Raw genomic sequence first — 24,427 nt, forward strand, 5'->3', positions numbered from 1 at the left:
GAAGCAGGGGACCACCCACCATGCCATTACACGCAGTGAAGCTCACCGCCGTGCTGGTCGGAACCCCACCCAGCCAAACGGAATGAGTGACTCCGTCTTGCGGTCTGCGCCGAACCAGCCCTGCCTCAGGCCGATTTCGGCCGGATCAGGTCCGAGAGCACCACGACAACGGGCCGGTGGGCAAGACCACGAACGGACCGGCACCCGAAAAAGCGAACGGACGGACGAGCGTGACGAGCGGAACCGACGGGGCGCGGACAAGGGGACAGGGCGGACAGGGCGGACAGGATCAGATCGGCACGATGTCCGGCGCGCCCAGCCGCGCCGCGTCCGCCGTCTGGTCGTCCGGCTGCCGCTGCGACTCGCGCTCCGCCTCGACCCGCTTCTCGTAGTGCTCCACCTCCTTCTCTATCTGTTCCGCATCCCACCCCAGCACCGGCGCCATCAGTTCCGCGCACTCCCTCGCACAACGCGTCCCGCGATCGAACGTCTCGATCGAGATCCGCGTGCGCCGCGTCAGCACGTCGTCGAGGTGCCGCGCCCCTTCGTGCGAGGCGGCATAGACGACTTCGGCCCGCAGATAGTCCTCCGCGCCCCCCAGCGGCTCGCCGAGCTTCGGGTCATCGGCAATCAGCGTCAGCAGTTCCTCGATCATCGAGCCGAAACGGTTCAACAGATGCTCCACGCGGACCACATGAAGGCCCGTACGCTCCGCGATCCTCGCGCGCGCGTTCCACAGCGCCGAATAGCCCTCGGCTCCGACCAGCGGGACGTTTTCCGTGACGCAGTCGGCCACCCGCCGGTCGAGGGCGTGCACCGCCTCGTCCACGGCGTCCTTCGCCATCACCCGGTACGTCGTGTACTTGCCTCCGGCCACGACCACCAGGCCGGGCACGGGATGGGCCACGATGTGCTCGCGCGACAGCTTGCTGGTCGCGTCCGACTCCCCCGCGAGCAGCGGGCGCAGCCCCGCGTACACCCCCTCGACATCGTCCCGCGTCAGCGGCACGGCCAGCACCGAATTGACATGCTCCAGCAGATAGTCGATATCCGCGCTGGACGCCGCCGGATGGGCCTTGTCGAGGTCCCAGTCCGTGTCGGTCGTCCCCACGATCCAGTGACGGCCCCAGGGGATGACGAACAGCACCGACTTCTCGGTCCGCAGGATCAGCCCCGAACTCGAATGGATGCGGTCCTTGGGGACCACCAGATGAATGCCCTTGGACGCCCGCACATGGAACTGTCCGCGCTCCCCGATCAGTGCCTGGGTGTCGTCCGTCCACACCCCGGTCGCGTTGACGAGCTGCCTGGCCCGGATCTCGTACTCCCCGCCGCCCTCGACGTCCTTCACCCGGGCTCCGACGACCCGCTCACCCTCCCTCAGGAAGCCGATGACCCGCGCCCGGCTTGCGGCTTGGGCGCCGTAGCTCGCGGCCGTGCGCACCAGCGTCGCCACATAGCGGGCGTCGTCCATCTGGGCGTCGTAGTACTGCAACGCGCCCACCAGCGCGTCCTTCTTCAGGCAGGGGGCGATCTGCAGAGCGCTCCGCCGTGACAGATGCCGGTGGACGGGCAGCCCGCGGCCATGGCCGGACGACACCGACATCGCGTCGTACAACGCCACACCCGACCCGGCGTACAGCCGCTCCCAGCCCTTGTTCTGCAACGGATACAGGAACGGAACCGGCTTGACCAGGTGCGGCGCCAGCCGCTCCAGCAGCAGGCCGCGCTCCTTCAGCGCCTCCCGGACCAGCGCGAAGTCCAGCATCTCCAGATAGCGCAGTCCGCCGTGGATCAGCTTGCTCGATCTGCTCGACGTGCCCGAAGCCCAGTCGCGGGCCTCGACCAGTCCGGTGGAGAGGCCTCGTGTCGCGGCGTCCAGCGCGGTCCCGGCTCCGACCACGCCCGCGCCCACCACCAGCACGTCCAGTTCACGCTCGGCCATTGCGGCGAGCGCCTCGGCGCGCTCCCCGGGTCCCAGTGTCGCTGTCCTCACTGCTGCCTCCCGTCGCCCCCGTGCGGCCCCCTTCGGTCGGGCTCACAACGTCGATTCTGTCCGCAGTCGACGACTTCAGCCACCGCCTGTGGATAACACTCGGACAGCCACACGCTCGCAATACGGCATAACGGTCATATTTACTCCTAGTCTGACATTGCGCACGCTCATTCTGCCCACAGGGCTTGCGTCAACTGTCCCCACGGCTTAAGGGAAGGACGGCCACCACCATGCCCGCAGATCTCGCCGTCATCGGACTCGGTCATCTCGGCCTGCCCCTCGCCCAGGCCGCCGTGGCCGCCGGGATCGAGACCATCGGCTACGACCCCGATCCACGCCACCTGACCGAACCGGCGGCGGGATGCACCCCTGCCGACATCCGCCGCATGCTCTCCGGCGGCTTCCGGGCCGTCCGGGACCCGGCCGAGCTCGGGCGGGTCCGTACCGCCGCCATCTGCGCCCCGACCCCACTCGGCGCGGACGGCACCCTCGACCTCACCCAGCTCGCCCAAGCGGCCCGGACGCTGGCCGCCCGGCTGCGCCCGCACACCACGGTGCTGCTCGAATCGGCCGTCCAGCCCGGCACCACCGAAACCTTCCTGCGCGCGATCCTCGAAGAGGGCTCAGGGCTGCGCGCCGGCCGCGACTTCCATCTCGCCTACTCCCCCAGCCGTGTCGACCCCGGCAGCCGCACCCACGGCTACGCCAACACCCCCAAGGTCATCGGCGGCCTCACCTCCGCCTGCACGGAATCGGCCGCCGCCTTCTACGGCCGGCTGACCGACAAGGTCGTCCGCGCGCGCGGACCGCGCGAGGCCGAGACCGTCAAAGTCCTGGAGACGAACTTCCGCCATGTCAACATCGCCCTGGTCAACGAGATGGCGGTGCTCTGCCACGACCTCGGGGTCGACCTCTGGGACGTCATCCGCTGCGCCGAGACCAAACCCTTCGGCTTCCAGGCCTTCCGCCCCGGGCCCGGGGTCGGCGGCCATGGCGTCCCCCTCGACCCCGGCCCTCTCGCGCACGGCGGCCGAACCTCGGGTCACCCCCTGCGGATGGTCGGCCTCGCCCAGGAGATCAACACCCGGATGCCGCAGTACGTCATCCAGCGCTGCGCCACGCTCCTGAACGAACACGGCAAGTCGGCGCGCGGCGCGCGGGTGCTGCTCCTCGGCATCACGTACAAGCCCGACCTCGCCGACCTGGAGCGTTCACCGGCCACCGAGATCGCCCGCCGTCTGATGGATCTGGGCGCGGCCGTCAGCTACCACGACCCATACGTTCCCGACTGGCGCGTAAGCGAACTCCCGGTCCCCCGCGCGGACTCCCTCTACGAGGCGGCGGCCAACGCGGATCTGACGGTTCTCCTCCAGCATCACCGCACGTACGACCTCCAGGGTCTGGCGGTCAAGGCCCAACTCCTGCTGGACACAAGGGGGGCGACTCCGGCAGGTGCCGCCCAGCGGCTCTGACGCCCGCCAACAGGCCGCTCAGACAGGCTGATTCCAAGCGGCCGGTTACAGGTCGTAAACCGAGTGCCGGATTGTCTGTGCCCACTGCTAGTCTCCGGGACTTCTGCTCGCACGCTCGTGCGAGCATCCATTTCCTGGGGGGATCCAGATGAGTCAGCCCGTACCGCCACAGTCCGGCAACCCGTTCGGCACCGCCGATGCCCCGTATGCACCGACTCCGCCCGCCGCTCCTGTCCGCGACAACGCCGTTCTCGGCATCGTCGTGGCCGTCGTCGCCGCGCTGGTCGGGGCGGGCGCGTACGGCGCCCTCAGCGGCTCCATCGAGCGCGAGATCGGCTACGCGGCCATCGGCGTCGGCTTCCTCATCGGTTTCGCCGCCGCCAAGGCCGGCGGCCGCAACGCCGCGCTGCCCTTCGTCAGCGCGGTGCTGGCGCTTCCGGCCGTGTACCTGGGCCAGTTGATCGCCGGCGCGGTCATCATCACCAAGTCCACCGACGTGGCCTTCACCGAAGTCTTCATCGACCACTTCGACGCGCTGACCAAGGCGTGGAGCGAGTCCGCGGACGTCATGTCGTACCTGTTCCTCGCCATCGGCGCCGTCGCCGCGTTCGGTGCCGCCAAGAAGGTCGTCTCCTGATCGGTGATCCGGCCGCGCCAGGCGCGCGAAGGGGCCCCGCACCACGTGCGTGGTGCGAGGCCCCTTCGGTGTCCGTACAGGTCAGCGGCGGTGCTGCGAGTCCGCCACCGTCACCTCGACGCGCTGGAACTCCTTGAGCTCGCTGTAGCCCGTCGTCGCCATCGCCCGGCGCAGCGCGCCGAAGAAGTTCATCGATCCGTCCGGGATGTGCGAGGGACCGGTGAGGACCTCCTCGGTCGTGCCCACGATGCCCAGGTCCACCAGCTTGCCGCGCGGCACGTCCTCGTGGACCGCCTCCATGCCCCAGTGGTGTCCGCGGCCCGGCGCGTCCGTCGCACGAGCCAGCGGGGAGCCGATCATCACCGCGTCCGCGCCGCACGCGATCGCCTTCGGAAGGTCACCCGACCAGCCCACACCGCCGTCCGCGATGACGTGCACGTACCGGCCGCCGGACTCGTCCATGTAGTCCCGGCGGGCCGCGGCCACATCGGCGACCGCCGTCGCCATGGGGACCTGGATGCCCAGGACGTTGCGCGTGGTGTGCGCGGCGCCGCCGCCGAAGCCGACCAGCACGCCCGCCGCGCCCGTACGCATCAGGTGCAGCGCGGCCGTGTAGGTGGCGCAGCCGCCGACGATGACCGGCACATCGAGTTCGTAGATGAACTGCTTGAGGTTCAGCGGCTCCGCGGCGCCCGAGACATGCTCGGCCGAGACCGTCGTACCGCGGATGACGAAGATGTCGACGCCCGCGTCCACGACCGCCTTGGAGAACTGCGCGGTGCGCTGCGGCGAGAGCGCGGCGGCCGTGACCACACCCGAGTCGCGCACCTCCTTGATCCGCTGCCCGATCAGTTCCTCCTTGATCGGGGCCTCGTAGATCTCCTGCAGACGACGGGTGGCCGCGGTCTCGTCCAGCTCGTCGGCGATTTCGTCGAGCAGCGGCTGCGGGTCCTCGTACCGGGTCCACAGACCTTCGAGGTTCAGCACGCCGAGGCCGCCCATCTCACCGATGCGGATCGCGGTCTCCGGAGAGACCACCGAGTCCATCGGGGCGGCCAGGAAGGGCAGCTCGAAGCGGTAGGCGTCGATCTGCCAGGCGATCGAGACCTCCTTCGGGTCCCGGGTGCGCCGGCTCGGTACGACGGCGATGTCATCGAACGCGTACGCCCGGCGGCCGCGCTTGCCGCGCCCGATCTCGATCTCAGTCACGATGTGTGGCCTTTCCCTCTACGTCTGCGCCTACCAGTATCCCCGACACATGCGCGAGGGGCGGCCCCCGGGAACCGGGGGCCGCCCCTCGCCGCGGACCGCGCTGCTTCCCGGCGCGACCTCGCTGCTGCTTTCTGCTGCTACTTCCTGCTGTAGTTCGGCGCCTCGACCGTCATCTGGATGTCGTGCGGGTGGCTCTCCTTGAGTCCCGCCGAGGTGATGCGCACGAATCGTCCGCGGTCCTGCAGCTCCGGCACCGTACGGCCGCCGACGTAGAACATCGACTGCCGCAGACCACCGGTCAGTTGGTGCACGACCGCCGAGAGCGGACCGCGGTAGGGCACCTGGCCCTCGATGCCCTCGGGCACCAGCTTCTCGTCGGAGGCGACGCCCTCCTGGAAGTAGCGGTCCTTGGAGAAGGAGCGCTGCTCACCACGGGACTGCATCGCGCCGAGCGAGCCCATGCCGCGGTACGACTTGAACTGCTTGCCGTTGATGAAGAGAAGCTCGCCCGGCGACTCCTCGCAGCCCGCGAGCAGCGAGCCGAGCATCACGGTGTCCGCTCCGGCGACGAGCGCCTTCGCGATGTCGCCGGAGTACTGCAGACCGCCGTCGCCGATCACCGGCACACCGGCCGCCTTGGCGGCGAGCGAGGCCTCGTAGATCGCCGTGACCTGCGGAACGCCGATGCCGGCGACCACCCGCGTCGTACAGATCGAGCCCGGCCCGACGCCCACCTTGATGCCGTCGACACCGGCGTCGATCAGCGCCTGCGCGCCGTCGCGCGTGGCGATGTTGCCGCCGATGACATCCACGCCCGAGGCGTTCGACTTGATCTTGGCGACCATGTCGCCGACCAGCCGGGAGTGACCGTGCGCGGTGTCGACGACGATGAAGTCGACGCCCGCCTCGATCAGCGCCTGGGCGCGCTCGAAGGCGTCGCCCGCGACACCTACGGCCGCGCCGACGAGCAGCCTGCCGTCCTTGTCCTTGGCGGCCATCGGGTACTTCTCGGCCTTGACGAAGTCCTTGACCGTGATCAGGCCCTTGAGCACGCCGACCTCGTCGACCAGCGGCAGCTTCTCGATCTTGTGCCGGCGCAGCAGCTCCATGGCGTCGACGCCGGAGATGCCGACCTTGCCGGTGACCAGCGGCATCGGGGTCATGACCTCGCGCACCTGGCGCGTGCGGTCCGATTCGAAGGCCATGTCGCGGTTGGTGACGATGCCGAGCAGCTTGCCGCCGCGGTCGGTCACCGGGACTCCGCTGATACGGAACTTCGCGCAGAGCTTGTCGGCATCGGCGAGCGTCGCGTCCGGGTTCACCGTGATCGGGTCGGTGACCATGCCGGACTCGGAGCGCTTGACCAGGTCGACCTGGTTGGCCTGGTCGGCGATGGAGAGATTGCGGTGGAGCACGCCCGCGCCGCCCTGGCGGGCCATCGCGATGGCCATACGGGCCTCGGTGACCTTGTCCATCGCGGCGGACAGCAGCGGGATGTTCACTCGTACGTTCTTCGAGATGTACGAGGAGGTGTCGATCTGGTCGGGCGCCATGTCAGACGAGCCCGGCAGCAACAGTACATCGTCGTAGGTCAGCCCGAGTGTCGCGAATTTATCGGGCACTCCGTCGACGTTGGTCATGACACCTTCCCCAGATGGCCTTGATCGGTGCGGATGTCCATGCTAACGGGCCCGGAAGCCGTCACATTCCACGATCAAGATCGGCAAGCAGCTTTGTGTGTTCATACGTACGCACACAGCGTACGACTCACCGTTCGGCCCATTGTCGTGCGCCTCGTGGGGCCCACTGCCCGGATCGCCGTCCGGATCGCCGCCCTGATCACTGTTCGGCCAGGGCGCGCAGCCGGCTGAGGGCACGGTGCTGTGCGACCCGGACTGCGCCGGGGGACATCCCGAGCATCTGCCCGGTCTCCTCCGCGGTCAGCCCCACCGCGACCCGCAGCACCAGCAGTTCGCGCTGGTTCTCCGGAAGGTTGGCGAGGAGCCTCTTGGCCCATTCGGCGTCGTCGCTCAGCAGCGCCCGCTCCTCGGGGCCGAGGGAGTCGTCCGGCCGCTCCGGCATCTCGTCGGAGGGCACGGCCGTCGACCCCGGGTGCCGCATGGCGGCCCGCTGCAGGTCGGCGACCTTGTGCGAGGCGATGGCGAAGACGAAGGCCTCGAAGGGCCGTCCGGTGTCCTTGTACCGCGGCAGCGCCATCAGCACCGCGACGCAGACCTCCTGGGCGAGGTCCTCCACGAAGTGCCGCGCGTCGCCCGGCAGCCGGCTGAGCCGGGTGCGGCAGTAGCGAAGCGCGAGCGGATGGACGCGAGCGAGGAGATCGTGCGTAGCCTGCTCGTCGCCGTCGACGGCACGGTGAACGAGTGCACCGATCACCGTGGTCTCGTCATCGCGCATCGGTCCATGGTGCCCTGGTGGCTGAGCATCCGTGGCACCACGTCCCATGTTGTGCACCGAAGCGTTATGAGCAGGTGCGCCGGAACTCATCTCGTGCGCCCTCCCCTCCCGCTCGACCGAATCGTCCCCGAGGAACTCCACCCCTCAAGGATGCGGCATCGCGAGGGAAACGGATGCCCATCGCCATCCGTCTCCCCGCCCACCCGAGGGTGGGCGGGGTTCGTCACACCCTCGCGGCGACCCACCCGCCTGGACCTGAGGAGCGTCCGCAAAGCATCGGCGTCCGCCCCAAGGGCGTCGCGGACCGGGCGAGACTCTGCGGACACGACCTAGCGGACCAGGCCCCAGCGGAATCCGAGCGCGACAGCGTGCGCCCGGTCCGAGGCGCCGAGCTTCTTGAAAAGCCGCCTGGCGTGGGTCTTCACCGTGTCCTCGGAGAGAAAGAGCTCACGGCCGATCTCGGCGTTCGAGCGGCCGTGACTCATGCCTTCGAGCACTTGGATCTCCCGCGCGGTGAGCGTGGGCGCCGCGCCCATCTCGGCCGAGCGGAGCCGCCGTGGGGCGAGCCGCCAGGTCGGGTCGGCGAGCGCCTGGGTGACGGTCGCCCGCAGCTCGGCGCGCGAGGCGTCCTTGTGCAGATAGCCGCGAGCACCGGCGGCGACCGCGAGCGCGACACCGTCCAGATCCTCGGCGACGGTGAGCATGATGATCCGGGCGCCCGGGTCCGCGGACAGCAGCCGGCGGACGGTCTCGACACCGCCCAGACCGGGCATGCGTACGTCCATCAAAATCAGGTCCGAGCGGTCGGCGCCCCAGCGGCGGAGCACTTCCTCGCCGTTGGCCGCGGTCGTCACGCGCTCGACGCCGGGCACGGTCGCAACCGCGCGGCGCAGCGCCTCTCGGGCAAGCGGGGAGTCGTCGCAGACGAGGACGGATGTCATGGCCGCCCTCCGCAGCTGATGCGCGTCACCTTGAGCCTCCAGGCTGGGTACGTTTCGTCACCTGTGCGGTTGAACGCTGCCGGACATGTGCCCGAGAGCTTGTTCTTTCAACCGCCTCCGCACTCTCAACGACGGTCACTCGAAAGAGTTACGGGCCCCACTGCTGCCTTCAACACTCTATGTGAGGGGCCGTGTGCAGCGGAGAGCACTGCAGGTAGCGGAGTCCTTCACCCGGAAGCTATGCCCCATTTAGCGGCTTTTCTTCCCTTTTTGTGGTGTCTGTAGCTAGATTCGCAATGAGTCATATTTACATCTACTTACACAGTAGATGTACGGTCGTGAGGCACGGCACGGGCACCGGATCCGGCTCGTATCCGGCTCCGATCCGCTCGTGCACGACCTGACCTGTATCCACTCAGCACGGTTTCAAGGGGACATGCGCTATGGCAGATTTCTCCCGCCTTCCCGGACCCAACGCCGATTTGTGGGACTGGCAGCTCCTCGCAGCCTGCCGCGGGGTGGACAGCTCGCTCTTCTTCCACCCCGAGGGCGAGCGGGGCGCTGCACGAAGTGCGCGCGAGAACTCGGCGAAGGAGGTCTGCATGAGGTGCCCGGTACGCGCAGAGTGCGCGGCGCATGCGCTGGCGGTGCGGGAGCCGTACGGCGTCTGGGGCGGACTGACGGAGGACGAACGGGAGGAGCTGATGGGCCGGGCGCGCCATCGGCTGATCCCCGCGGCGGGCGTGGGAGGCACGGCGCGGAGCTGACCGTCAGAGTCCGACAAAGTTCGAAGAAACGTTCCTGCATGCCTCTGGGTGCCACCCCCCGCTCTGGTCCCGACCGGGGGTGGCCCGCTCAGCGGGGTGCGGCACGCGTGAGCTGGTCGAGCGTGGCGGCGACCGCGGGGACCTGAGCCAGGTCCGGCAGCGTGAGCGCGACGATCTCGCGCTGGAGAGCGGGCTCGACGGTCACGGTGCGCGCTCCCTTGGGCCGCACGGACTCCAGGGCGAGCTCGGGCAGTACCGCCACGCCGAGACCGGCGCCGACCAGGCCGATCACCGCCGGAGTGTCGTCGGTCGCGAAGTCGATGCGGGGAGTAAATCCTGCCCGCTCGCACATCTCGACGAGCTGGCGGCGGCAGCGCGGACAGCCCGCGATCCAGGGCTCGGCGGCGAGGTCGGCGATCGTGATGGCGTCCGCACCGGCGAGGCGGTGGCCCTCGGGGACAAGCCCGACGAGACGGTCGGTGAGCAGAGGCCGGACGATCAGATCGTCCCACTCGGCGGTGGCGCCGTCGTACCGGAACGCCAGCGCCACGTCGCAGTCCCCCTCGCGCAGCATCTCCACCGAGCGCGGCGGCTCCGCCTCGACCAGCGAGACCCGGGTGCCCGGGTGGGCCGCGCGCAGCGCGGCGAGCGCGCTCGGCACCAGCGTGGAGCTGCCGCTGGGGAACGAGACCAGACGGACCCGGCCCGCCCGCAGTCCCGCGATGGCCGCGATCTCCTCCTCGGCCGCGGTCAGCCCGGTGAGGATTGCGGCGGCGTGACGGACGAGAACTTCACCCGCCTGGGTCAAGCGCATCTCACGGCCCGCACGAACCAGCAGCGGAGTGCCCGCGGAGGTTTCGAGCGCCTTCATCTGCTGACTGACGGCGGGCTGGGTGCAGCCGAGCCGCCGCGCGGCGGCGGAGAACGAGCCGGCGGCGGCCACGGCGCGCAGAACTCTCAGATGGCGTGCTTCGATCACCCTCCGAATATAAGTGATGCTTGGGGTGCGGGACAATATTTCGATGGTTCATTTGAGTTGAAGGGGTTAGCGTGCTGTCCATGAAGCTTCTGACCGTGAATGTGGGCCGGCCGAAGGCCGTCGATTACAGCGACTCCCCGGGCGGCGCGACGGGCATTGACAAGCAGCCCGCGGAGGGGGCCGTACGGGTGACGGACCCCGGCCCCAAGGGCGAAGGGGCGAGCGGCGTCGCCGGGGACACGATCTGCGATCTGCGCCACCACGGCGGCAGCGACCAGGCCGTGTACGCCTTCGCGCGCGAGGATCTCGACTTCTGGGAGCGGGAGCTGGGCCGCCCCCTGGGCAACGGCTCCTTCGGGGAGAACCTCACCACCAGCGGACTGGACGTGGGCGGGGCGAGGATCGGCGAGCGATGGCGGATCGGCGACGAGCTGGTGCTCGAAGTGACGAGCGCCCGCATTCCCTGCCGTACGTTCGCGAGCTGGCTGGGCGAGCAGGGCTGGGTCAAGCGCTTCACCCGGCGCGCGGTGCCCGGCGCGTATCTGCGGGTCGTGGAGCCCGGCGAGATCCGCGCGGGGGATGCGATCGAGATCGTGCACCGCCCGGACCACGAGGTGACGGTCGAGATGGCCTTCCGGGCCGAGACGACCGAGCGGACGCTGCTGCCCCGGGTGCTCGCGGCGGGCGACGCGCTCCACCCCGAGTTGCTCAGGGCGGCGGTCGCGTACGCGGAGAAGCAGGGGGCGTAGGGGAAATCCCTTAGAGACTAAGGGAATTGATCCGGGGCCGGCTGCGGGCGGCCCCCGATGTTCCCGCGAGCGCCCTTCGGGACGCTCGTTGTATGTCTCGCCTCAAGCGCGTCCTCATCATTGTCACGACGGTCGTCGTCGTCATCGGCCTCGCACTCGGCGGCGGCGCTCTCTACCTGTACTCCGACGCCAAGGTCTCCACGGCCGGCAGCACGGAGTTCGGCAACGAGCTGACCGTGCCGCCGCAGGCGCCCTCGACGGTCAGGCGGGACGGGACCCGGGTCTTCCGGCTCACCATGCAGGAAGGCCGGAAGGAGTTCCGGGCCGGGAAGTCCACCTCCACCTGGGGCTTCAACGGGGACTTCCTCGGCCCGACGCTGCGCGCCGAGCGCGGCGAGAAGGTCGAGGTACAGATCAGGAACACGCTGGGCGAGGAATCCACCGTGCACTGGCACGGCATGCATCTGCCCGCGGCGATGGACGGCGGCCCGCACCAGATGGTCGCCCCCGGCGCGAGCTGGACACCCCGCTGGACCGTGAACCAGCCCGCGGCGACCCTCTGGTACCACCCGCATCCGCACGGCAGGACGGAGAAGCACGTGCAGCGCGGGCTTGCCGGGATGTTCCTCCTCGACGACGACAGGGCCGGACGCCTGGCGCTGCCGAGGAGCTACGGCGTGGACGATCTGCCGGTCATCGTCCAGGACGTCCGCTTCAAGGGAGCGTCGTTCGACCACGGGCACCAGCTCCTGCGGGACACCGGATTCCTCGGGGACCGGACGATGGTCAACGGCACCCTCGATCCGTACAAGGCCGTCGGCGACGAACTCGTCCGGCTGCGGCTGCTCAACGCCTCGACCGCCCGTGTCTACGACTTCGGATTCTCCGACGGCCGGGGGTTCGCACTGATCGGAACCGACGGAGGGCTGCTGGAGAAGCCGGCCCCGGCGGACCGGATCCAGTTGTCGCCCGGTGAGCGGGCCGAGATCGTGGTGCGGATGAAGGCGGGCGAGCGGACGGTGCTGCGCAGCTTCCCGCACGACAGCTACGGAGGCGGCTGGCAGGCGCGGTTCGCCGGCGGCGACGACTCCTTCGACATACTCCAGCTGCGCGCGGCGAAGACCCTGCGGCCCTCGCCGAAGCTCCCCGGCGTCCTCGGAGACCTGGAGGTCCCGGACGGTTCGGACTCGGCGCGCGAGCGCTCGTTCGGACTGCTGACCACCGGTATCAACGGCAGGAAGATGAGGATGGACCGGATCGACGAGACGGTCGTGCGGGGCACCACCGAGACGTGGACCGTACGCAACGACCACACCACCCCGCACAACTTCCATGTGCACGACGTGCAGTTCCGGATTCTCGAGGTCGACGGCAAGGAGCCGCCTCCCGAGCTGCGGGGCGCCAAGGACACGGTCTTCGTGCCGCCCCTGAAGACGGTCAAGCTCGCGATGCGCTTCGACGGACCCGCCGATCCTGACACTCCGTACATGTACCACTGCCATCTGCTGTACCACGAGGATCTGGGAATGATGGGCCAGTTCGTGGTGGTCGAGAAGGGGCAGCGGGCGGGCAAGGTGGGTGCGCGGCACGCGCACACGGGGCACTAACGTGCCGCCTATGACGACTGCACTGATTACGGGAGCGACCGCGGGGATCGGTGCCGCGTTCGCGCGGCGGCTCGCGGCAGAGGGACACAACCTGGTGCTCGTGGCCCGCGACACCAAGCGGCTGCAGGAACAGGCGACCGAGCTGCACGACCGGCACGGCATCGAGGCGGAGGTGCTGACCGCCGATCTGGCGCAGGACGAGGGGATCGCGTCGGTCGAGAAGCGGCTCGCCGACCGGAAGAACCCGGCGGATCTACTGGTCAACAACGCCGGATTCGGGAACAAGGGACGCTTTCTGGAAGTGTCGATGGCCGATGAACTGACGATGCTGAAGGTGCACTGCGAGGCGGTGCTCCGGCTCACCTCGGCCGCGACGGAGTCGATGCGGGACCGTGGGCGGGGCGGCGTGGTGAATGTGGCGTCGGTGGCCGCGTTCGTGCCGCGCGGGACCTATGGGGCGTCGAAGGCGTGGGTTGTGCAGTTCACCCAGGGCGCGGCGCGCGATCTGGCGGGGTCGGGGGTTCGGCTGATGGCGCTCTGCCCCGGCTTCGTACGGACCGAGTTCCATGAGCGGGCCGGCATGGGCACCGACAACATCCCCGGATGGATGTGGCTGGATGCCGACAAGGTGGTGGCGACCGCGCTGGCGGACCTGGCGCGCGGGAAGTCCCTGTCGATCCCGGACCCGCGGTACAAGGCGCTGATGGGCGTGGTGAAGCTGGCGCCGCGCGGGCTGCTCGGCGGGCTCTCGTCCAGGACTGGCCGCAAGTACGGTCCGCAGTAGGGCCGACGGCAGGGGTGTTGTCGCTGCCGTCCCGCCGGCAGCGACAAGTGACCTCAGTGCCCCCGTGACCTCAAGCGACATACGAGGAGCCCGAGTTCCACCATGCACCACGCCACCGACCATCGCCCTGCCGTGCTGCTCGCCATGGGTCCCGGGATCGCCGAGCGCCTGTTCACCGACCGCCACCGCGACCGCCTCGCAGCGCTCGCCCGTACCGACCCCCGGCTGATCGCCCACGACCTGGCCGCACCGGGCCCGGCGGTCGCCACCGCTCTCGCCGAGGCCGACGTCCTGTTCACCTGCTGGGGCGCCACCCCGCTCACCGCCGACGTCCTGAACCGGGCCCCCCGGCTGCGCGCGGTCGTCCACGCCGCGGGCTCGGTCAAGCACCACATCACCGAGGCCTGTTGGGAGCGCGGCATCGCGGTGACCTCCGCCGCGGCTGCCAATGCGCTGCCCGTCGCCGAGTACACGCTCGCCGCGATCCTCTTCGCGGGCAAGCACGTCCTGCGCTCGGCACAGCGCTACGGACAACTGCACGGCGACTACGACTGGCAGCGCGACCTCGACGGTGCCGGCAACTACCGGCGCACGGTCGGCGTCGTCGGCGCGTCCCGGATCGGCCGGCGCGTCATCGAGCTGCTGCGCCCCTTCGACCTGGACGTCCTGCTCTACGACCCGTACGTCGGCACCGCCGAGGCGGCCGGCCTCGGCGTCACCTCCACCGGCCTCGACGAGCTCTGCTCGCTCAGCGGCATCGTCACCGTCCATGCCCCGCAGCTCCCGGCCACCCGCCATATGCTCGACGGGCGCCGGCTGGCACTGCTGCCGGACGGAGCGACCCTGATCAACACCTCGCGCGGCTCGCTGATCGACGAGAGCGCGCTGCTGCCGGAGCTGGTGTCGGGCCGGCTGCACGCCGTACTGGACGTCACGGATCCAGAAGTCCCGCCCGCCGACTCGCCGTTGTACTCCCTGCCGAACGTCCTGCTGACCCCGCACATCGCGGGCTCGCTGGGCAATGAGCTCCACAGGTTGACGGACCTGTCCCTGGACGAGCTGGAGCGGTTCGCGTCCGGTCTGCCCTTCGCCGACCCTGTGCACCCGGCGACCCTTGATCACTCGGCCTGAACGCCTCACATTCCTCAAAATCCCCCTGAACGCCTCACATTCTTCAAATCTCACTAAACTGGACGTATCTCACCCAGGGCTCCACCCGGGGCCCGCTCGGGCGCGCGACCGGGAGGCGCCATGAAATTCGTACAGATAATCGACTGCAAGACCGAGCGGTTCGACGACATGGACCGGCTCATGGACCAGTGGGCCATACAGACCAAAGGCAAGCGGACCGCCACCCACGCTCTCATCGGCAAGGACCGCGCCGACGGGTCCCACTTCGTCGAGATCGTCGAATTTCCCTCATACGAAGAGGCGATGAAGAACTCGAAGCTGCCCGAGACGGACCGGATCTTCCAGGAGATGGTGGCGCTCTGCGACAGTATGCCCACGTTCACCGACCTTGATGTCGTCCGCGATGAGCAGTTGAACCAGACAACTTCCCGTCGGTTCTTCCACGAGGTCGCCGTCGGCGGGAACCTTGAGGCCATCGACGAGATGTTCGCGGCCGACTACATCGACCACGACGTCGCGAAGGAAGAAGCCGCGGTGGTCGGGTCCGACATCATCCGCAAGGATGTCACCAGCTGGCGGAACGCCTTCGACTTCACCTTCGAACTCGACCGGCAGATCTGCGAGGGCGATGACGTCGCGACACTGTGGAGCTGGACAGGCACCCACAAGGGCGACTTCATGGGCATCCCGCCCACGGGCCGGCAGTGCGCCATGACCGGCACCACGGTCTTCCGCTTCAAGGACGGCATGATCCAGGAAGGCTGGTGGCACGAGGACCTGATGGGTCTGATGCGCCAGCTCGGCGCCATGGGCTGAAGTCCACCCCTCATGCGCAAGGCCTCTCGTCCCGCCGGTGGCGGGACGAGAGGCCTTCTGGCGTCGTAGGCGTCAGACGTCGTACGAGGTCAGTGGCTGTGGCCGTGACCGTGGCCCGCGTCGCCCTCGTCGTCGGCCGGCTTCTCGACGACCAGGGTCTCGGTCGTGAGCAGCAGGGAGGCGATGGACGCGGCGTTCTCCAGGGCGGAGCGCGTGACCTTGACCGGGTCGATGACGCCGGCCTTCACCAGGTCGCCGTACTCACCGGTCGCGGCGTTGAAGCCCTGGCCCTTGTCCAGCTCCGCCACCTTGGCGGTGATGACGTAGCCCTCGAGGCCGGCGTTCTCGGCGATCCAGCGCAGCGGCTCGACAGCGGCGCGGCGGACGACGGCGACACCGGTGGCCTCGTCGCCGGTCTTGTCGAGGTTGCCCTCCAGGATCTTGACCGCGTGGACGAGCGCGGAGCCACCACCGGAGACGATGCCCTCCTCGACCGCGGCGCGGGTCGCGGAGATGGCGTCCTCCAGACGGTGCTTCTTCTCCTTCAGCTCCACCTCGGTGGCGGCGCCGACCTTGATCACGCACACGCCGCCGGCCAGCTTCGCGAGGCGCTCCTGGAGCTTCTCGCGGTCCCAGTCGGAATCCGTGGACTCGATCTCGGCCTTGATCTGGTTGATCCGGCCGACGACGTCCTCGGAGTTGCCGCCACCGTCGACGACGGTGGTGTCGTCCTTGGTGATCGTCACGCGGCGGGCGCTGCCCAGCACGTCGAGACCGGCCTGGTCGAGCTTGAGGCCGACCTCCTCGGAGATGACCGTGGCACCGGTGAGGGTGGCCATGTCCTGGAGCATGGCCTTGCGGCGGTCGCCGAAGCCGGGGGCCTTGACGGCCACCGCGTTGAACGTGCCGCGGATCTTGTTCACGACGAGGGTGGAGAGGGCCTCGCCCTCGACGTCCTCGGCGATGATCAGCAGCGGCTTGGAGCCACCGGCCTGGATGACCTTCTCGAGCAGGGGAAGCAGATCCTGGATCGAGGAGATCTTGCCCTGGTTGATCAGGATGTACGGGTCGTCGAGGACGGCCTCCATACGCTCCTGGTCGGTCACCATGTACGGGGACAGGTAGCCCTTGTCGAAGGCCATGCCCTCGGTGAAGTCGAGCTCCAGGCCGAAGGTGTTGGACTCCTCGACGGTGATGACACCGTCCTTGCCGACCTTGTCCATCGCCTCGGCGATGAGCTCGCCGACCTGCTGGTCCTGCGCGGAGAGCGCGGCCACGGCGGCGATGTCGGCCTTGTCCTCGATCGGGCGGGCGGTCGCGAGGAGCTCCTCGGACACGGCCTTGACCGCGGCGTCGATGCCCTTCTTCAGGGCGGCCGGGGAGGCGCCGGCGGCGACGTTGCGCAGGCCCTCGCGGACGAGCGCCTGGGCCAGCACGGTGGCGGTGGTGGTGCCGTCACCCGCGATGTCGTTGGTCTTGGTCGCCACCTCCTTCACCAGCTGCGCGCCGAGGTTCTCGAACGGGTCCTCGACCTCAACCTCGCGGGCGATGGTCACGCCGTCGTTGGTGATGGTGGGAGCGCCGAACTTCTTGTCGATGACGACATTGCGGCCACGGGGGCCGATCGTCACCTTGACCGTGTCGGCAAGCTTGTTGACGCCGCGCTCGAGGGCGCGACGGGCGTCCTCGTCGAACTTCAGGATCTTCGCCATGGGAGCGTGTCAGTCCTCTCGTTGCGATCTTCGGCCACTCCTGAGGCGGCCTGCGTCGCTCGAAACGAACTGCGCCCCGGGCTCCCGGCGCTCAATGAAATCGCGGGTGCCAGGGGCGCAGATCAAAAACGTGGGTGAATTACTTCTCGACGATCGCGAGCACGTCGCGAGCCGAGAGGACGAGGTACTCCTCGCCGTTGTACTTCACCTCGGTGCCGCCGTACTTGCTGTACAGCACGACGTCGCCGGTCTGAACGTCGAGCGGAAGCCGCTCGCCGTTCTCAAAGCGGCCCGGACCCACGGCAAGGACGACGCCCTCCTGGGGCTTCTCCTTCGCGGTGTCCGGGATGACCAGGCCCGAGGCCGTGGTCTGCTCGGCGTCGAGCGGCTGGACCACAATGCGGTCCTCGAGCGGCTTGATGGCAACCTTGGAGCTGGCGGTCGTCACGATCCGACCTCCCCCTTCGGAGATCTCACGGGGTTAACTGTCTGAGGTGGCGACCAGGTGGATCCGTCGTCGCGGGTGCCGGACCTGCCCGTCGCTGTGTTGGCACTCTCCAGTGGGGAGTGCCAGACCTGAGACTATGACCGCGATTAGCACTCGGTCAAGCGGAGTGCCAATTCACGCGCGCGCCGACTTCGGTCCCCGTGTACATAACGCCGTCCTCGGCCTTCGGGTTCCGAGCGGACGCGGACTCAGACGTAGTCCTCCAGACGGCCCACGGCGTACCCCTGCTCCTGGATGCGGCACAGCAGGCGCGCCGCCGTCCTCGGGTCGGCCCGCACGATGTCACCGGGCCTCAGCCGTTCGCCCCGGGCCCGCTCATGGAACTCACGGCCCACCACGACCGCGCGGACCCCGCAGTCGGCCGCCGCCCGCAGTGTGTCGGCGTTGTACGCGCCGTGCGGCGGGTGGAACAGCCACCGCCTGCGCTGCCCGCAGATCTCGGCGCGCTGCCCCTCGTACGACAGGGTGGGCAGCTCGGGCCGTCCCGCCGTGCGGAACATGCTGACCGGAAGATTCAGTTCACCCGCCATCCGCATGAACTGCGGATCGCGCGCCGCGCCCTCGTCGACGGTGAGAAAGACGACCCTGTCGTCGGTCGGCACCCGGTTGACGACATACGCGGCGGAGAGCCGGTGGGCGGGCGGTTTCGGCGCGGCGGCGAGCGGGCCCGCCAGCCCCCATCTGCCGTGGGACGCCGATGCCCCGGATCCGTGCGCGGCCGGTCCCGGGGTCACCTTCCGCGCGGCCTTGCGGCCGAGCCGCTCGATCGGGTCGACCGATGGGGCGCACCCCGCGGCAAGCAGCGCACCTGCCGCCAGTCCGGCCAGGAGCCGGTGCGCCCTGCTCATACGTAGTCCTCCAGCCTGGCCACGGCGTAGCCCTTGTCCGTGATCGTCTTCATCACCCGCCGGATCATGTCGGGCATGGTCCCCTTCCAGTCCTCGCGGCCACGGAAGTGGGTGAGGATGATGTCGCCGGGGTGGAGGTCGCTGTCCCGCTCCCGCCACTCCATGTGATCGGGGAACGCCTCGGCAGCCCACAGCGGAACGGCCCTGATCCCGCACGACTTGGCCACCTGGAGCGTGTCCCGGTTGTAGTTGCCGTACGGCGGGCGGAAGAGCGGCGGCCGCTTTCCGTACCGCTTCGCCAGCTTGTCCTGCTGGTCGCAGATCTCGTGCTTCTGCGCGGTGTGCGACAGGCCGGGCAGATAGCGGTGGTTGAGCGTGTGGTTGTGCAGGGAGACGCCGCGGTCCCGCATCTGCTTGAAGTAGCCGTAGTTGTCGCTGATCAGGTAGTCGCTGAGGAAGGCGCTGTACGGGATCCGGAGGTCGCTCATCATCCGCAGGAGGGCGGGGTCCTTCTCGGAGCCGTCGTCGATCGTCAGAAAGACGATCTTCTCCTTGACCGGGACCGTCGTGAAGACGGGTGGCAAGGACTCGCCGTCCTCGACCTCGAAGCCCTTCCGTGTGGTGATCTTCGGCTTGACGGCGGGCGGCGGGGGCGCGGCCAGCGGTGTCCTGGCGAGCCCCCACTTCTTGGCGGCGGCGACGCGGGCGGCCTCGGCGCGCCTCACCTTCTCCACGTACGCGGAGAGCGCGCCGGCCGGGCCGGCCGCCGCCTGCTTCGCCTGCTGGCCGGGGGCGGGCTTCGAGCTGCCGGGGGCCTTGTCCGGCCCGCCCGCGCAGCCCGAGCCGATCGCGGCGACCAGGGGCACGACCAGGATCACCCTGGACCGCTTTGCTCGCTTATTCTCGTTTTGTCGCACAAGCTGCATGGCGCAGGATCCTGTCAGCCGATGTCCGTACGGCCCGGCCGACACCTCCACCGCGGGCGCACCATCCCCCGCCTGGCCCACAATGGGCCGGTGAATGACGTGTTTCCGCTCCTCGCGCCGCTGCTCACCGACGAGGGGCAGGCCCTGCTGGCCGTCCTGCGCGACTACAACCCGGCGCAGGAACTCGCCCTCGCCACCCGGCTGCGCCGCGAGCACTCCGCCGAACTGGTCTCGGCCGCGCTCACCCAGGCGCGGCTGCGGCAGCGGGCGGTGGCGAAGTTCGGCGCCGAGGACGCGCACCGGATGCTCTTCACACCGCACGGGCTCGAACAGTCCACCCGCCGGACGGTCGCCGAGTACCGGGCGCGGCGGTTCAGGGACCTCGGCCCGGCCGAGGTCACCGACCTCTGCTGCGGCATCGGCGGCGACGCGATCGCCCTCGTCCGCGCCGGATTCTCCGTGCGGGCCGTCGACCGGGACCCGCTGACCTGCGAGACGGCGCGCTTCAATGTGCACACGGTGGCGGAGGGCACATCGCTGATGACGGCCCGCTGCGCGGACGTCATGGACTGGGACCCGGCGAACGGCGAATCCGTCTTCATCGACCCGGCCCGGCGCGGCGGACGAGGCCGGATCTTCGACCCCGAGGCGTACTCCCCGCCCCTGTCCTGGGCGATCGAGGCGGTCCGCACGGTCGGCACGGGCGCCATCAAGATCGCGCCCGGTATCCCCCATGAGCTGGTCCCCGACGACTTCGAGGCCGAGTGGATCTCGGACGAGGGCGACGTGAAGGAGGCCGTGCTCTGGCACGCCCGGGGCCGCCCCCAGGTCATCACCCCGGGTGCCCGCCGCGCCACCCTCCTGCCCTCCGGCGCGACCCTGACCGGCCGCGGACTGCCGAACCCGGACGTCCGCAAGGTCGGCCGCTTCCTCTACGAACCCGACGGGGCCGTGATCCGCGCGCATCTGGTCGCCGAGGTGGCCGAGGAGCTCGACGGCGGACTGATCGACGAGACGATCGCGTACATCACCGCGGACGAACTGCGGCCGACGCCGTACGCCGTGGCCTACGAGATCACCGACGAGCTCCCCTTCCACCTCAAGAGGCTCAAGGCGCTGCTGCGTGAGCGCGAGGTTGGCAACCTCACGGTGAAGAAACGCGGTTCGGCCGTGGAGCCGGAGGAACTGCGGCGGAGGGTGAAGCCGAGCGGCCCGAACGCGGCGACGGTCTTCCTGACGAGGGTGGCGGGAGCGCCGGCGATGCTGATCGGGCGGCCTGCGGGCCCGGTCAGCGTGACCGGTGAGCCTGACTGGTGAGCGGTAAGGGCGTCGAGGCGCCGGCCGAGGTGCGGCACGGAAAGGCGTTCCCCTTCGGCCGTCCGACCCGATCCGGCGGGCGGGTATGCGGACCGCCTCCGCCCTTGACGGCGCCTGAGCGGTGCGCGCCGCCCGCCGGTGCGGGCACCGGCACCGCCGTCAGCAGCCGCACCGCCCGCCGGTAGTGGCTCACCGCCTTCGCGATGCCGAGCAGATGCGGCTCCTCCATGGCGCGGGAACGGTCCGCGAACAGCGACCCGTGGTCCGGCCAGGAGCGGATTTCGGCAGGCTGCGGGGGCGGTGGCACGGTACGACCGGGCATGAGAGCGACCCTAGCGACTGGTGTCGGCGCACTCGTCGCCGCGGGCGCACTCCTCGGCGCGGGCGCACTCCTCGGCGCGGGCGCACTCCTCGGCGCGGGCCAGCAGCAGGTGCCGCTCCCGCTCGTTGCGTGTCAGCGACGCCGCCCGCTCGAACTCCGCACGCGCCTCGGCCCAACGCCCCAGCCGCGCCAGCAGATCGCCGCGCACGCTCGGCAGCAGGTGGTACTCCTTCAGCGCCGGCTCGTCCGCCAGCGCCTCCACCATGGCCAGGCCCGCCTGCGGGCCCTGCGCCATGGAGACGGCGACCGCGCGGTTCAACTCCACGACGGGGGACGGGGTGAGCACCGCGAGCCGGCCGTACAGGGCGGCGATCGCGGGCCAGTCCGTCTCCTCGTAGCGCACGGCCTGCGCATGGCAGGCGGCGATCGCCGCCTGGAGGGCGTACGGGCCGGGGGCCGCTCCCCCTCCGGTCGCGTTCGCCCGCCCCAACGCCGCGAAGCCGCGCCGGATCAGCATCTGGTTCCAGCGGGTCCGGTTCTGGTCCGCGAGCAGCACCGGCGCACCGTCCGGGCCGGTCCTGGCCGCCGTGCGGGAGGCCTGGATCTCCAACAGCGCGACCAGGCCGTGGACTTCGGGCTCGCCGGGCATCAGGCCCGCCAGCACCCGGCCGAGCCGTAGCGCGTCCTCGCAGAGCGCCGGTCGCAGCCAGTCGTCGCCCGCGGTCGCGGAGTAGCCCTCGTTGAAGACGAGGTAGATGACCTCCAGCACCGACGACAGGCGTGCGGTGCGCTCGGGGCCGTACGGCACCTCGAAGGGGACACCGGCCTTGGCGAGGCTCCGTTTCGCGCGGACGATGCGCTGGGCCACCGTCGGCTCCGCGGCCAGGAAGGCGCGGGCGATCTCCTCGGTCGTCAGCCCGCCCAGCAGCCGCAGCGTGAGTGCGATCCGGGCCTGCGTCGACAGCACCGGGTGGCATGCGGTGAAGATCAGCCGCAGCAGATCGTCGTCGATGCCGTCGGCGTCCGCCGGCTCGGGCGGCGGCACGTCCTCCAGGGCCCGCCCGACCTCCGCCAGCTTGCGGGCGTAGGTCTCCTTGCGGCGTACGAGATCGATCGCACGGTGCTTGGCTGTGGCCATGAGCCAGGCGCCCGGCTTGTCCGGGACACCCGACTCCGGCCACTGCTCCAGCGCGGCGACCAGAGCGTCCTGCGCGAGCTCCTCGGCGATGCCCACGTCCCTCACGATGCGGGTGACACCGGCGATGATCCGCGCCGACTCGATTCTGAATACCGCTTCAACCGTGCTTGCTGCCGTCACGGCCCCCCATCAGAGCAGCCGCCGGGGCGAGGGGCAAGCGACGGCGCGCTCAGCCCTCGGCGATCTCGCGGACCTCGGAGGTGACCGTCCAGTGCTCCTCGTGGACCTGCAGGAACCGCTTGGTCCACTCCAGAACCTCGGCCTTGTCCTTGGCCTGGAGGATGGCGTAGCCGCCGACTACTTCCTTGCTCTCGGTGAAGGGGCCGTCGGTGTAGCTCAGCTCGCCGCCGGACCAGGTCACCCGGGTGCCCTCGGAGCTCGGGGTGAGCCCGGCGGTGTCCAGCAGGACTCCGGCCTTGGTCATCTCCTCGATCAGCGCGCCCATGCGCTCCATGAGCTCGGGGCCGGGGCCCTCGGCGGGGGCGTTCTTCTCGTCGATACGGACCATCGTCAGGTAGCGCGGCATGGTGACTCCTCGGGTCGGGAGGCCGGGGCTGTTTCCCCGCCTCTCACCCCTGCGTCGAACGGGAGACGGCCGGATCGACGGCCTCGCCGGAATTCTTCTGAGAATCTTTCGCCGCCGCCACCCGTACGGTCCGATGCCGGCCCGGCGGGCTCGGGCTCGGCTCCGGGAGGGGCCTACCGCTCTCAGGTCAGGGAGCTAGCTCACTACGGCCGCGTCTCCACCGACTCGAAGCGCCACCGATGGACCGGCCGGGTGATCAACTGGGCCTCGGGCTCGGGGAGTTCGGGCAGCTCCGCGCCCACATCGGCCGCGTCCCACCAGGTGATCACCAGCACCCTGTCCTGCGGGGCGCGGAAGATCTCCCGGCGCAGCGGCTCCCGTGCCAGCTCCTGGGCGCGCGCCCATTCGAGAAGCTCGGCGGCCCGGCCCTGGACGGCACGGGCCTCCCACATCAGCGCGACCGTCATTAGAGGTTGTCCTTGCTGATCTCGTGCACATGATCGTGATCGTGGACGTGCGCGGCGCCGGGCACATGCGGGTCCGTGACCGGCAGCGACGAGTCCGCCGACAGCTCCAGGTCGGAAGCGGGGCGGTTGCGTGCCACCATCTCCGCGCCGAGCGCCGCCACCATCGCGCCGTTGTCCGTGCACAGCTTCGGCCGTGGCACCCGCAGCCTGATCCCCGCGCGCTCGCACCGCTCCTCGGCCAGTGCCCGCAGGCGTGAGTTCGCGGCCACTCCGCCGCCGATCATCAGATGGTCCACACCCTCGTCGGTGCAGGCGCGCACGGCCTTGCGGGTCAGCACGTCGACGACCGCCTCCTGGAAGGAGGCCGCTACGTCCCGTACGGGCACCTCCTCGCCCGCGGCCCGCTTCGCCTCGATCCAGCGCGCCACCGAGGTCTTGAGCCCGGAGAAGGAGAAGTCGTACGCCGGGTCGCGCGAGCCGGTGAGGCCGCGCGGGAAGGCGATCGCCGCCGGGTCGCCCTCCTTCGCCAGCCGGTCGATCACCGGACCGCCGGGGAAGCCGAGGTGCAGCACGCGCGCGATCTTGTCGAAGGCCTCGCCCGCGGCGTCGTCGATCGTCGCGCCCAGCGGCCGTACGTCGCTGGTGATGTCCGGCGCGAGCAGCAGCGAGGAGTGGCCGCCGGAGACCAGCAGCGCCATCGTCGGCTCGGGCAGCGGTCCGTGCTCCAGCTGGTCGACGCAGATGTGCGAGGCCAGGTGGTTCACGCCGTACAGCGGCTTGTTCAGCGCGTACGCGTACGCCTTCGCCGCCGAGACGCCGACCAGCAGCGCGCCCGCGAGGCCGGGGCCGGCCGTGACCGCGATGCCGTCGAGGTCGCGCGCCGAGACGCCCGCCTCCTTCAGCGCGCGTTCGATGGTCGGCACCATGGCCTCCAGATGCGCGCGCGAGGCGATCTCGGGCACCACACCGCCGAAGCGCGCGTGGCTGTCCACGCTGGAGGCGACGGCGTCCGCGAGCAGCCTCGTGCCGCGGACGATGCCGACGCCGGTCTCGTCGCAGGAGGTCTCGATGCCCAGTACGAGCGGTTCGTCAGCCAT

At 69.9% G+C, this 24,427-nt stretch carries 24 protein-coding genes; 9 read left to right on the top strand and 15 right to left on the bottom strand.

Annotated features, from left to right (window positions below; all coding sequences use genetic code 11):
• Positions 1-289: 289 nt before the first annotated feature.
• Positions 290-1,996, bottom strand: a complete 1,707-nt coding sequence (locus OG293_RS13580) for a glycerol-3-phosphate dehydrogenase/oxidase (RefSeq protein ID WP_405999068.1) — start codon at positions 1,994-1,996, stop codon at positions 290-292.
• A gap of 230 nt (positions 1,997-2,226) precedes the next feature.
• Between OG293_RS13580 and OG293_RS13585 the strand changes: the two genes are divergently transcribed.
• Both OG293_RS13585 and OG293_RS13590 read left to right on the top strand, forming a co-directional pair.
• A complete protein-coding gene (locus OG293_RS13585; protein WP_405999069.1) occupies positions 2,227-3,468 on the top strand; it encodes a nucleotide sugar dehydrogenase in 1,242 nt (413 codons plus the stop codon).
• Between the two features lie 148 nt (positions 3,469-3,616).
• Positions 3,617-4,105 (top strand): hypothetical protein, encoded by a 489-nt coding sequence (locus OG293_RS13590; RefSeq protein ID WP_405999070.1) that lies wholly within the window; start codon positions 3,617-3,619, stop codon positions 4,103-4,105.
• 81 nt (positions 4,106-4,186) lie between these two features.
• Here OG293_RS13590 and OG293_RS13595 read toward each other — a convergent pair whose 3' ends face one another.
• The 4 genes from OG293_RS13595 to OG293_RS13610 form a co-directional block, all read right to left on the bottom strand.
• Positions 4,187-5,314: a GuaB3 family IMP dehydrogenase-related protein gene (locus tag OG293_RS13595; protein WP_405999071.1), complete on the bottom strand. Its 1,128-nt coding sequence runs from the start codon at positions 5,312-5,314 to the stop codon at positions 4,187-4,189.
• A gap of 140 nt (positions 5,315-5,454) precedes the next feature.
• Entirely contained in the window at positions 5,455-6,957 is a 1,503-nt protein-coding gene (guaB, locus tag OG293_RS13600) for an IMP dehydrogenase (protein ID WP_405999072.1), read from the bottom strand.
• 199 nt (positions 6,958-7,156) lie between these two features.
• Positions 7,157-7,732 carry a sigma-70 family RNA polymerase sigma factor gene (locus OG293_RS13605; protein WP_405999073.1) on the bottom strand — a complete coding sequence of 192 codons (576 nt, stop codon included), beginning with the start codon at positions 7,730-7,732 and terminating at the stop codon, positions 7,157-7,159.
• A gap of 329 nt (positions 7,733-8,061) precedes the next feature.
• Entirely contained in the window at positions 8,062-8,673 is a 612-nt protein-coding gene (locus tag OG293_RS13610; protein ID WP_003948568.1) for a response regulator transcription factor, read from the bottom strand.
• Positions 8,674-9,116: 443 nt separating this feature from the next.
• On the opposite strand from OG293_RS13610, the gene OG293_RS13615 reads away from it, so the two are divergent.
• Positions 9,117-9,440 (top strand): WhiB family transcriptional regulator, encoded by a 324-nt coding sequence (locus OG293_RS13615; protein ID WP_405999074.1) that lies wholly within the window; start codon positions 9,117-9,119, stop codon positions 9,438-9,440.
• 88 nt (positions 9,441-9,528) lie between these two features.
• On the opposite strand, the gene OG293_RS13620 is transcribed toward OG293_RS13615, so the two are convergent.
• Complete coding sequence (locus tag OG293_RS13620; protein ID WP_405999075.1) at positions 9,529-10,419, bottom strand: LysR family transcriptional regulator; 891 nt, start codon at positions 10,417-10,419, stop codon at positions 9,529-9,531.
• A gap of 80 nt (positions 10,420-10,499) precedes the next feature.
• Between OG293_RS13620 and OG293_RS13625 the strand changes: the two genes are divergently transcribed.
• The 5 genes from OG293_RS13625 to OG293_RS13645 all read left to right on the top strand — a co-directional run bounded on the left by OG293_RS13625 (position 10,500) and on the right by OG293_RS13645 (position 15,506).
• Positions 10,500-11,168, top strand: a complete 669-nt coding sequence (locus OG293_RS13625; RefSeq protein ID WP_405999076.1) for an MOSC domain-containing protein — start codon at positions 10,500-10,502, stop codon at positions 11,166-11,168.
• A gap of 92 nt (positions 11,169-11,260) precedes the next feature.
• A complete protein-coding gene (locus OG293_RS13630; protein WP_405999077.1) occupies positions 11,261-12,775 on the top strand; it encodes a multicopper oxidase family protein in 1,515 nt (504 codons plus the stop codon).
• A 10-nt stretch (positions 12,776-12,785) separates the two neighbouring features.
• Positions 12,786-13,559, top strand: a complete 774-nt coding sequence (locus OG293_RS13635) for an SDR family NAD(P)-dependent oxidoreductase (protein ID WP_405999078.1) — start codon at positions 12,786-12,788, stop codon at positions 13,557-13,559.
• 102 nt (positions 13,560-13,661) lie between these two features.
• The gene (locus tag OG293_RS13640) at positions 13,662-14,690 is read left to right on the top strand and encodes a hydroxyacid dehydrogenase (RefSeq protein WP_405999079.1); all 1,029 of its coding nucleotides are present in this window, start codon (positions 13,662-13,664) and stop codon (positions 14,688-14,690) included.
• Positions 14,691-14,810: 120 nt separating this feature from the next.
• On the top strand, positions 14,811-15,506 hold the full coding sequence (locus tag OG293_RS13645) for an ester cyclase (RefSeq protein WP_405999080.1): 696 nt from the start codon (positions 14,811-14,813) through the stop codon (positions 15,504-15,506).
• A gap of 89 nt (positions 15,507-15,595) precedes the next feature.
• Here OG293_RS13645 and groL read toward each other — a convergent pair whose 3' ends face one another.
• The 4 genes from groL to OG293_RS13665 all read right to left on the bottom strand — a co-directional run bounded on the left by groL (position 15,596) and on the right by OG293_RS13665 (position 19,500).
• The gene (gene groL, locus OG293_RS13650; RefSeq protein WP_405999081.1) at positions 15,596-17,218 is read right to left on the bottom strand and encodes a chaperonin GroEL; all 1,623 of its coding nucleotides are present in this window, start codon (positions 17,216-17,218) and stop codon (positions 15,596-15,598) included.
• A 139-nt stretch (positions 17,219-17,357) separates the two neighbouring features.
• Positions 17,358-17,666: a co-chaperone GroES gene (gene groES / locus OG293_RS13655; RefSeq protein WP_108151600.1), complete on the bottom strand. Its 309-nt coding sequence runs from the start codon at positions 17,664-17,666 to the stop codon at positions 17,358-17,360.
• 248 nt (positions 17,667-17,914) lie between these two features.
• Positions 17,915-18,574: a hypothetical protein gene (locus tag OG293_RS13660; RefSeq protein WP_405999082.1), complete on the bottom strand. Its 660-nt coding sequence runs from the start codon at positions 18,572-18,574 to the stop codon at positions 17,915-17,917.
• Positions 18,571-19,500: a polysaccharide deacetylase family protein gene (locus tag OG293_RS13665; RefSeq protein ID WP_405999083.1), complete on the bottom strand. Its 930-nt coding sequence runs from the start codon at positions 19,498-19,500 to the stop codon at positions 18,571-18,573. The genes OG293_RS13660 and OG293_RS13665 overlap by 4 nt, the downstream gene beginning before the upstream one ends.
• A gap of 21 nt (positions 19,501-19,521) precedes the next feature.
• Between OG293_RS13665 and OG293_RS13670 the strand changes: the two genes are divergently transcribed.
• Positions 19,522-20,817: a THUMP-like domain-containing protein gene (locus tag OG293_RS13670; RefSeq protein ID WP_405999084.1), complete on the top strand. Its 1,296-nt coding sequence runs from the start codon at positions 19,522-19,524 to the stop codon at positions 20,815-20,817.
• Here the strand turns inward: OG293_RS13670 and OG293_RS13675 are convergent.
• From OG293_RS13675 to tsaD, 5 genes are all read right to left on the bottom strand, one after another.
• A complete protein-coding gene (locus tag OG293_RS13675) occupies positions 20,789-21,139 on the bottom strand; it encodes a hypothetical protein (protein ID WP_405999085.1) in 351 nt (116 codons plus the stop codon). The two genes, OG293_RS13670 and OG293_RS13675, sit on opposite strands and share 29 nt — an antisense overlap.
• Positions 21,140-21,149: 10 nt before the next feature.
• Entirely contained in the window at positions 21,150-22,457 is a 1,308-nt protein-coding gene (locus OG293_RS13680; RefSeq protein ID WP_405999086.1) for an RNA polymerase sigma factor, read from the bottom strand.
• 49 nt (positions 22,458-22,506) lie between these two features.
• Positions 22,507-22,863 (bottom strand): YciI family protein, encoded by a 357-nt coding sequence (locus OG293_RS13685; RefSeq protein WP_405999087.1) that lies wholly within the window; start codon positions 22,861-22,863, stop codon positions 22,507-22,509.
• A 203-nt stretch (positions 22,864-23,066) separates the two neighbouring features.
• Positions 23,067-23,330, bottom strand: coding sequence for a hypothetical protein (locus OG293_RS13690; RefSeq protein ID WP_405999088.1), 264 nt, complete (start codon positions 23,328-23,330; stop codon positions 23,067-23,069).
• Positions 23,330-24,427: a tRNA (adenosine(37)-N6)-threonylcarbamoyltransferase complex transferase subunit TsaD gene (gene tsaD / locus OG293_RS13695; protein ID WP_405999089.1), complete on the bottom strand. Its 1,098-nt coding sequence runs from the start codon at positions 24,425-24,427 to the stop codon at positions 23,330-23,332. The genes OG293_RS13690 and tsaD overlap by 1 nt, the downstream gene beginning before the upstream one ends.

Source organism: Streptomyces sp. NBC_00829 (assembly GCF_045161795.1).
In the GTDB taxonomy this organism is placed as follows: domain Bacteria; phylum Actinomycetota; class Actinomycetes; order Streptomycetales; family Streptomycetaceae; genus Streptomyces.

What these genes read in the sequence shown, in the direction of transcription:
- OG293_RS13585 (WP_405999069.1), top strand. Translation starts at nt 2,227, where the DNA reads ATGCCCGCAGATCTCGCCGTCATCGGACTCGGTCATCTCGGCCTGCCC.
- OG293_RS13590 (WP_405999070.1), top strand. Translation starts at nt 3,617, where the DNA reads ATGAGTCAGCCCGTACCGCCACAGTCCGGCAACCCGTTCGGCACCGCC.
- guaB (WP_405999072.1), bottom strand. Translation starts at nt 6,957, where the DNA reads ATGACCAACGTCGACGGAGTGCCCGATAAATTCGCGACACTCGGGCTG.
- OG293_RS13605 (WP_405999073.1), bottom strand. Translation starts at nt 7,732, where the DNA reads ATGCGCGATGACGAGACCACGGTGATCGGTGCACTCGTTCACCGTGCC.
- OG293_RS13610 (WP_003948568.1), bottom strand. Translation starts at nt 8,673, where the DNA reads ATGACATCCGTCCTCGTCTGCGACGACTCCCCGCTTGCCCGAGAGGCG.
- OG293_RS13615 (WP_405999074.1), top strand. Translation starts at nt 9,117, where the DNA reads ATGGCAGATTTCTCCCGCCTTCCCGGACCCAACGCCGATTTGTGGGAC.
- OG293_RS13625 (WP_405999076.1), top strand. Translation starts at nt 10,500, where the DNA reads ATGAAGCTTCTGACCGTGAATGTGGGCCGGCCGAAGGCCGTCGATTAC.
- OG293_RS13630 (WP_405999077.1), top strand. Translation starts at nt 11,261, where the DNA reads ATGTCTCGCCTCAAGCGCGTCCTCATCATTGTCACGACGGTCGTCGTC.
- OG293_RS13635 (WP_405999078.1), top strand. Translation starts at nt 12,786, where the DNA reads ATGACGACTGCACTGATTACGGGAGCGACCGCGGGGATCGGTGCCGCG.
- OG293_RS13640 (WP_405999079.1), top strand. Translation starts at nt 13,662, where the DNA reads ATGCACCACGCCACCGACCATCGCCCTGCCGTGCTGCTCGCCATGGGT.
- OG293_RS13645 (WP_405999080.1), top strand. Translation starts at nt 14,811, where the DNA reads ATGAAATTCGTACAGATAATCGACTGCAAGACCGAGCGGTTCGACGAC.
- groL (WP_405999081.1), bottom strand. Translation starts at nt 17,218, where the DNA reads ATGGCGAAGATCCTGAAGTTCGACGAGGACGCCCGTCGCGCCCTCGAG.
- OG293_RS13660 (WP_405999082.1), bottom strand. Translation starts at nt 18,574, where the DNA reads ATGAGCAGGGCGCACCGGCTCCTGGCCGGACTGGCGGCAGGTGCGCTG.
- OG293_RS13665 (WP_405999083.1), bottom strand. Translation starts at nt 19,500, where the DNA reads ATGCAGCTTGTGCGACAAAACGAGAATAAGCGAGCAAAGCGGTCCAGG.
- OG293_RS13670 (WP_405999084.1), top strand. Translation starts at nt 19,522, where the DNA reads ATGTCCGTACGGCCCGGCCGACACCTCCACCGCGGGCGCACCATCCCC.
- OG293_RS13675 (WP_405999085.1), bottom strand. Translation starts at nt 21,139, where the DNA reads ATGCCCGGTCGTACCGTGCCACCGCCCCCGCAGCCTGCCGAAATCCGC.
- OG293_RS13685 (WP_405999087.1), bottom strand. Translation starts at nt 22,863, where the DNA reads ATGCCGCGCTACCTGACGATGGTCCGTATCGACGAGAAGAACGCCCCC.
- OG293_RS13690 (WP_405999088.1), bottom strand. Translation starts at nt 23,330, where the DNA reads ATGACGGTCGCGCTGATGTGGGAGGCCCGTGCCGTCCAGGGCCGGGCC.
- tsaD (WP_405999089.1), bottom strand. Translation starts at nt 24,427, where the DNA reads ATGGCTGACGAACCGCTCGTACTGGGCATCGAGACCTCCTGCGACGAG.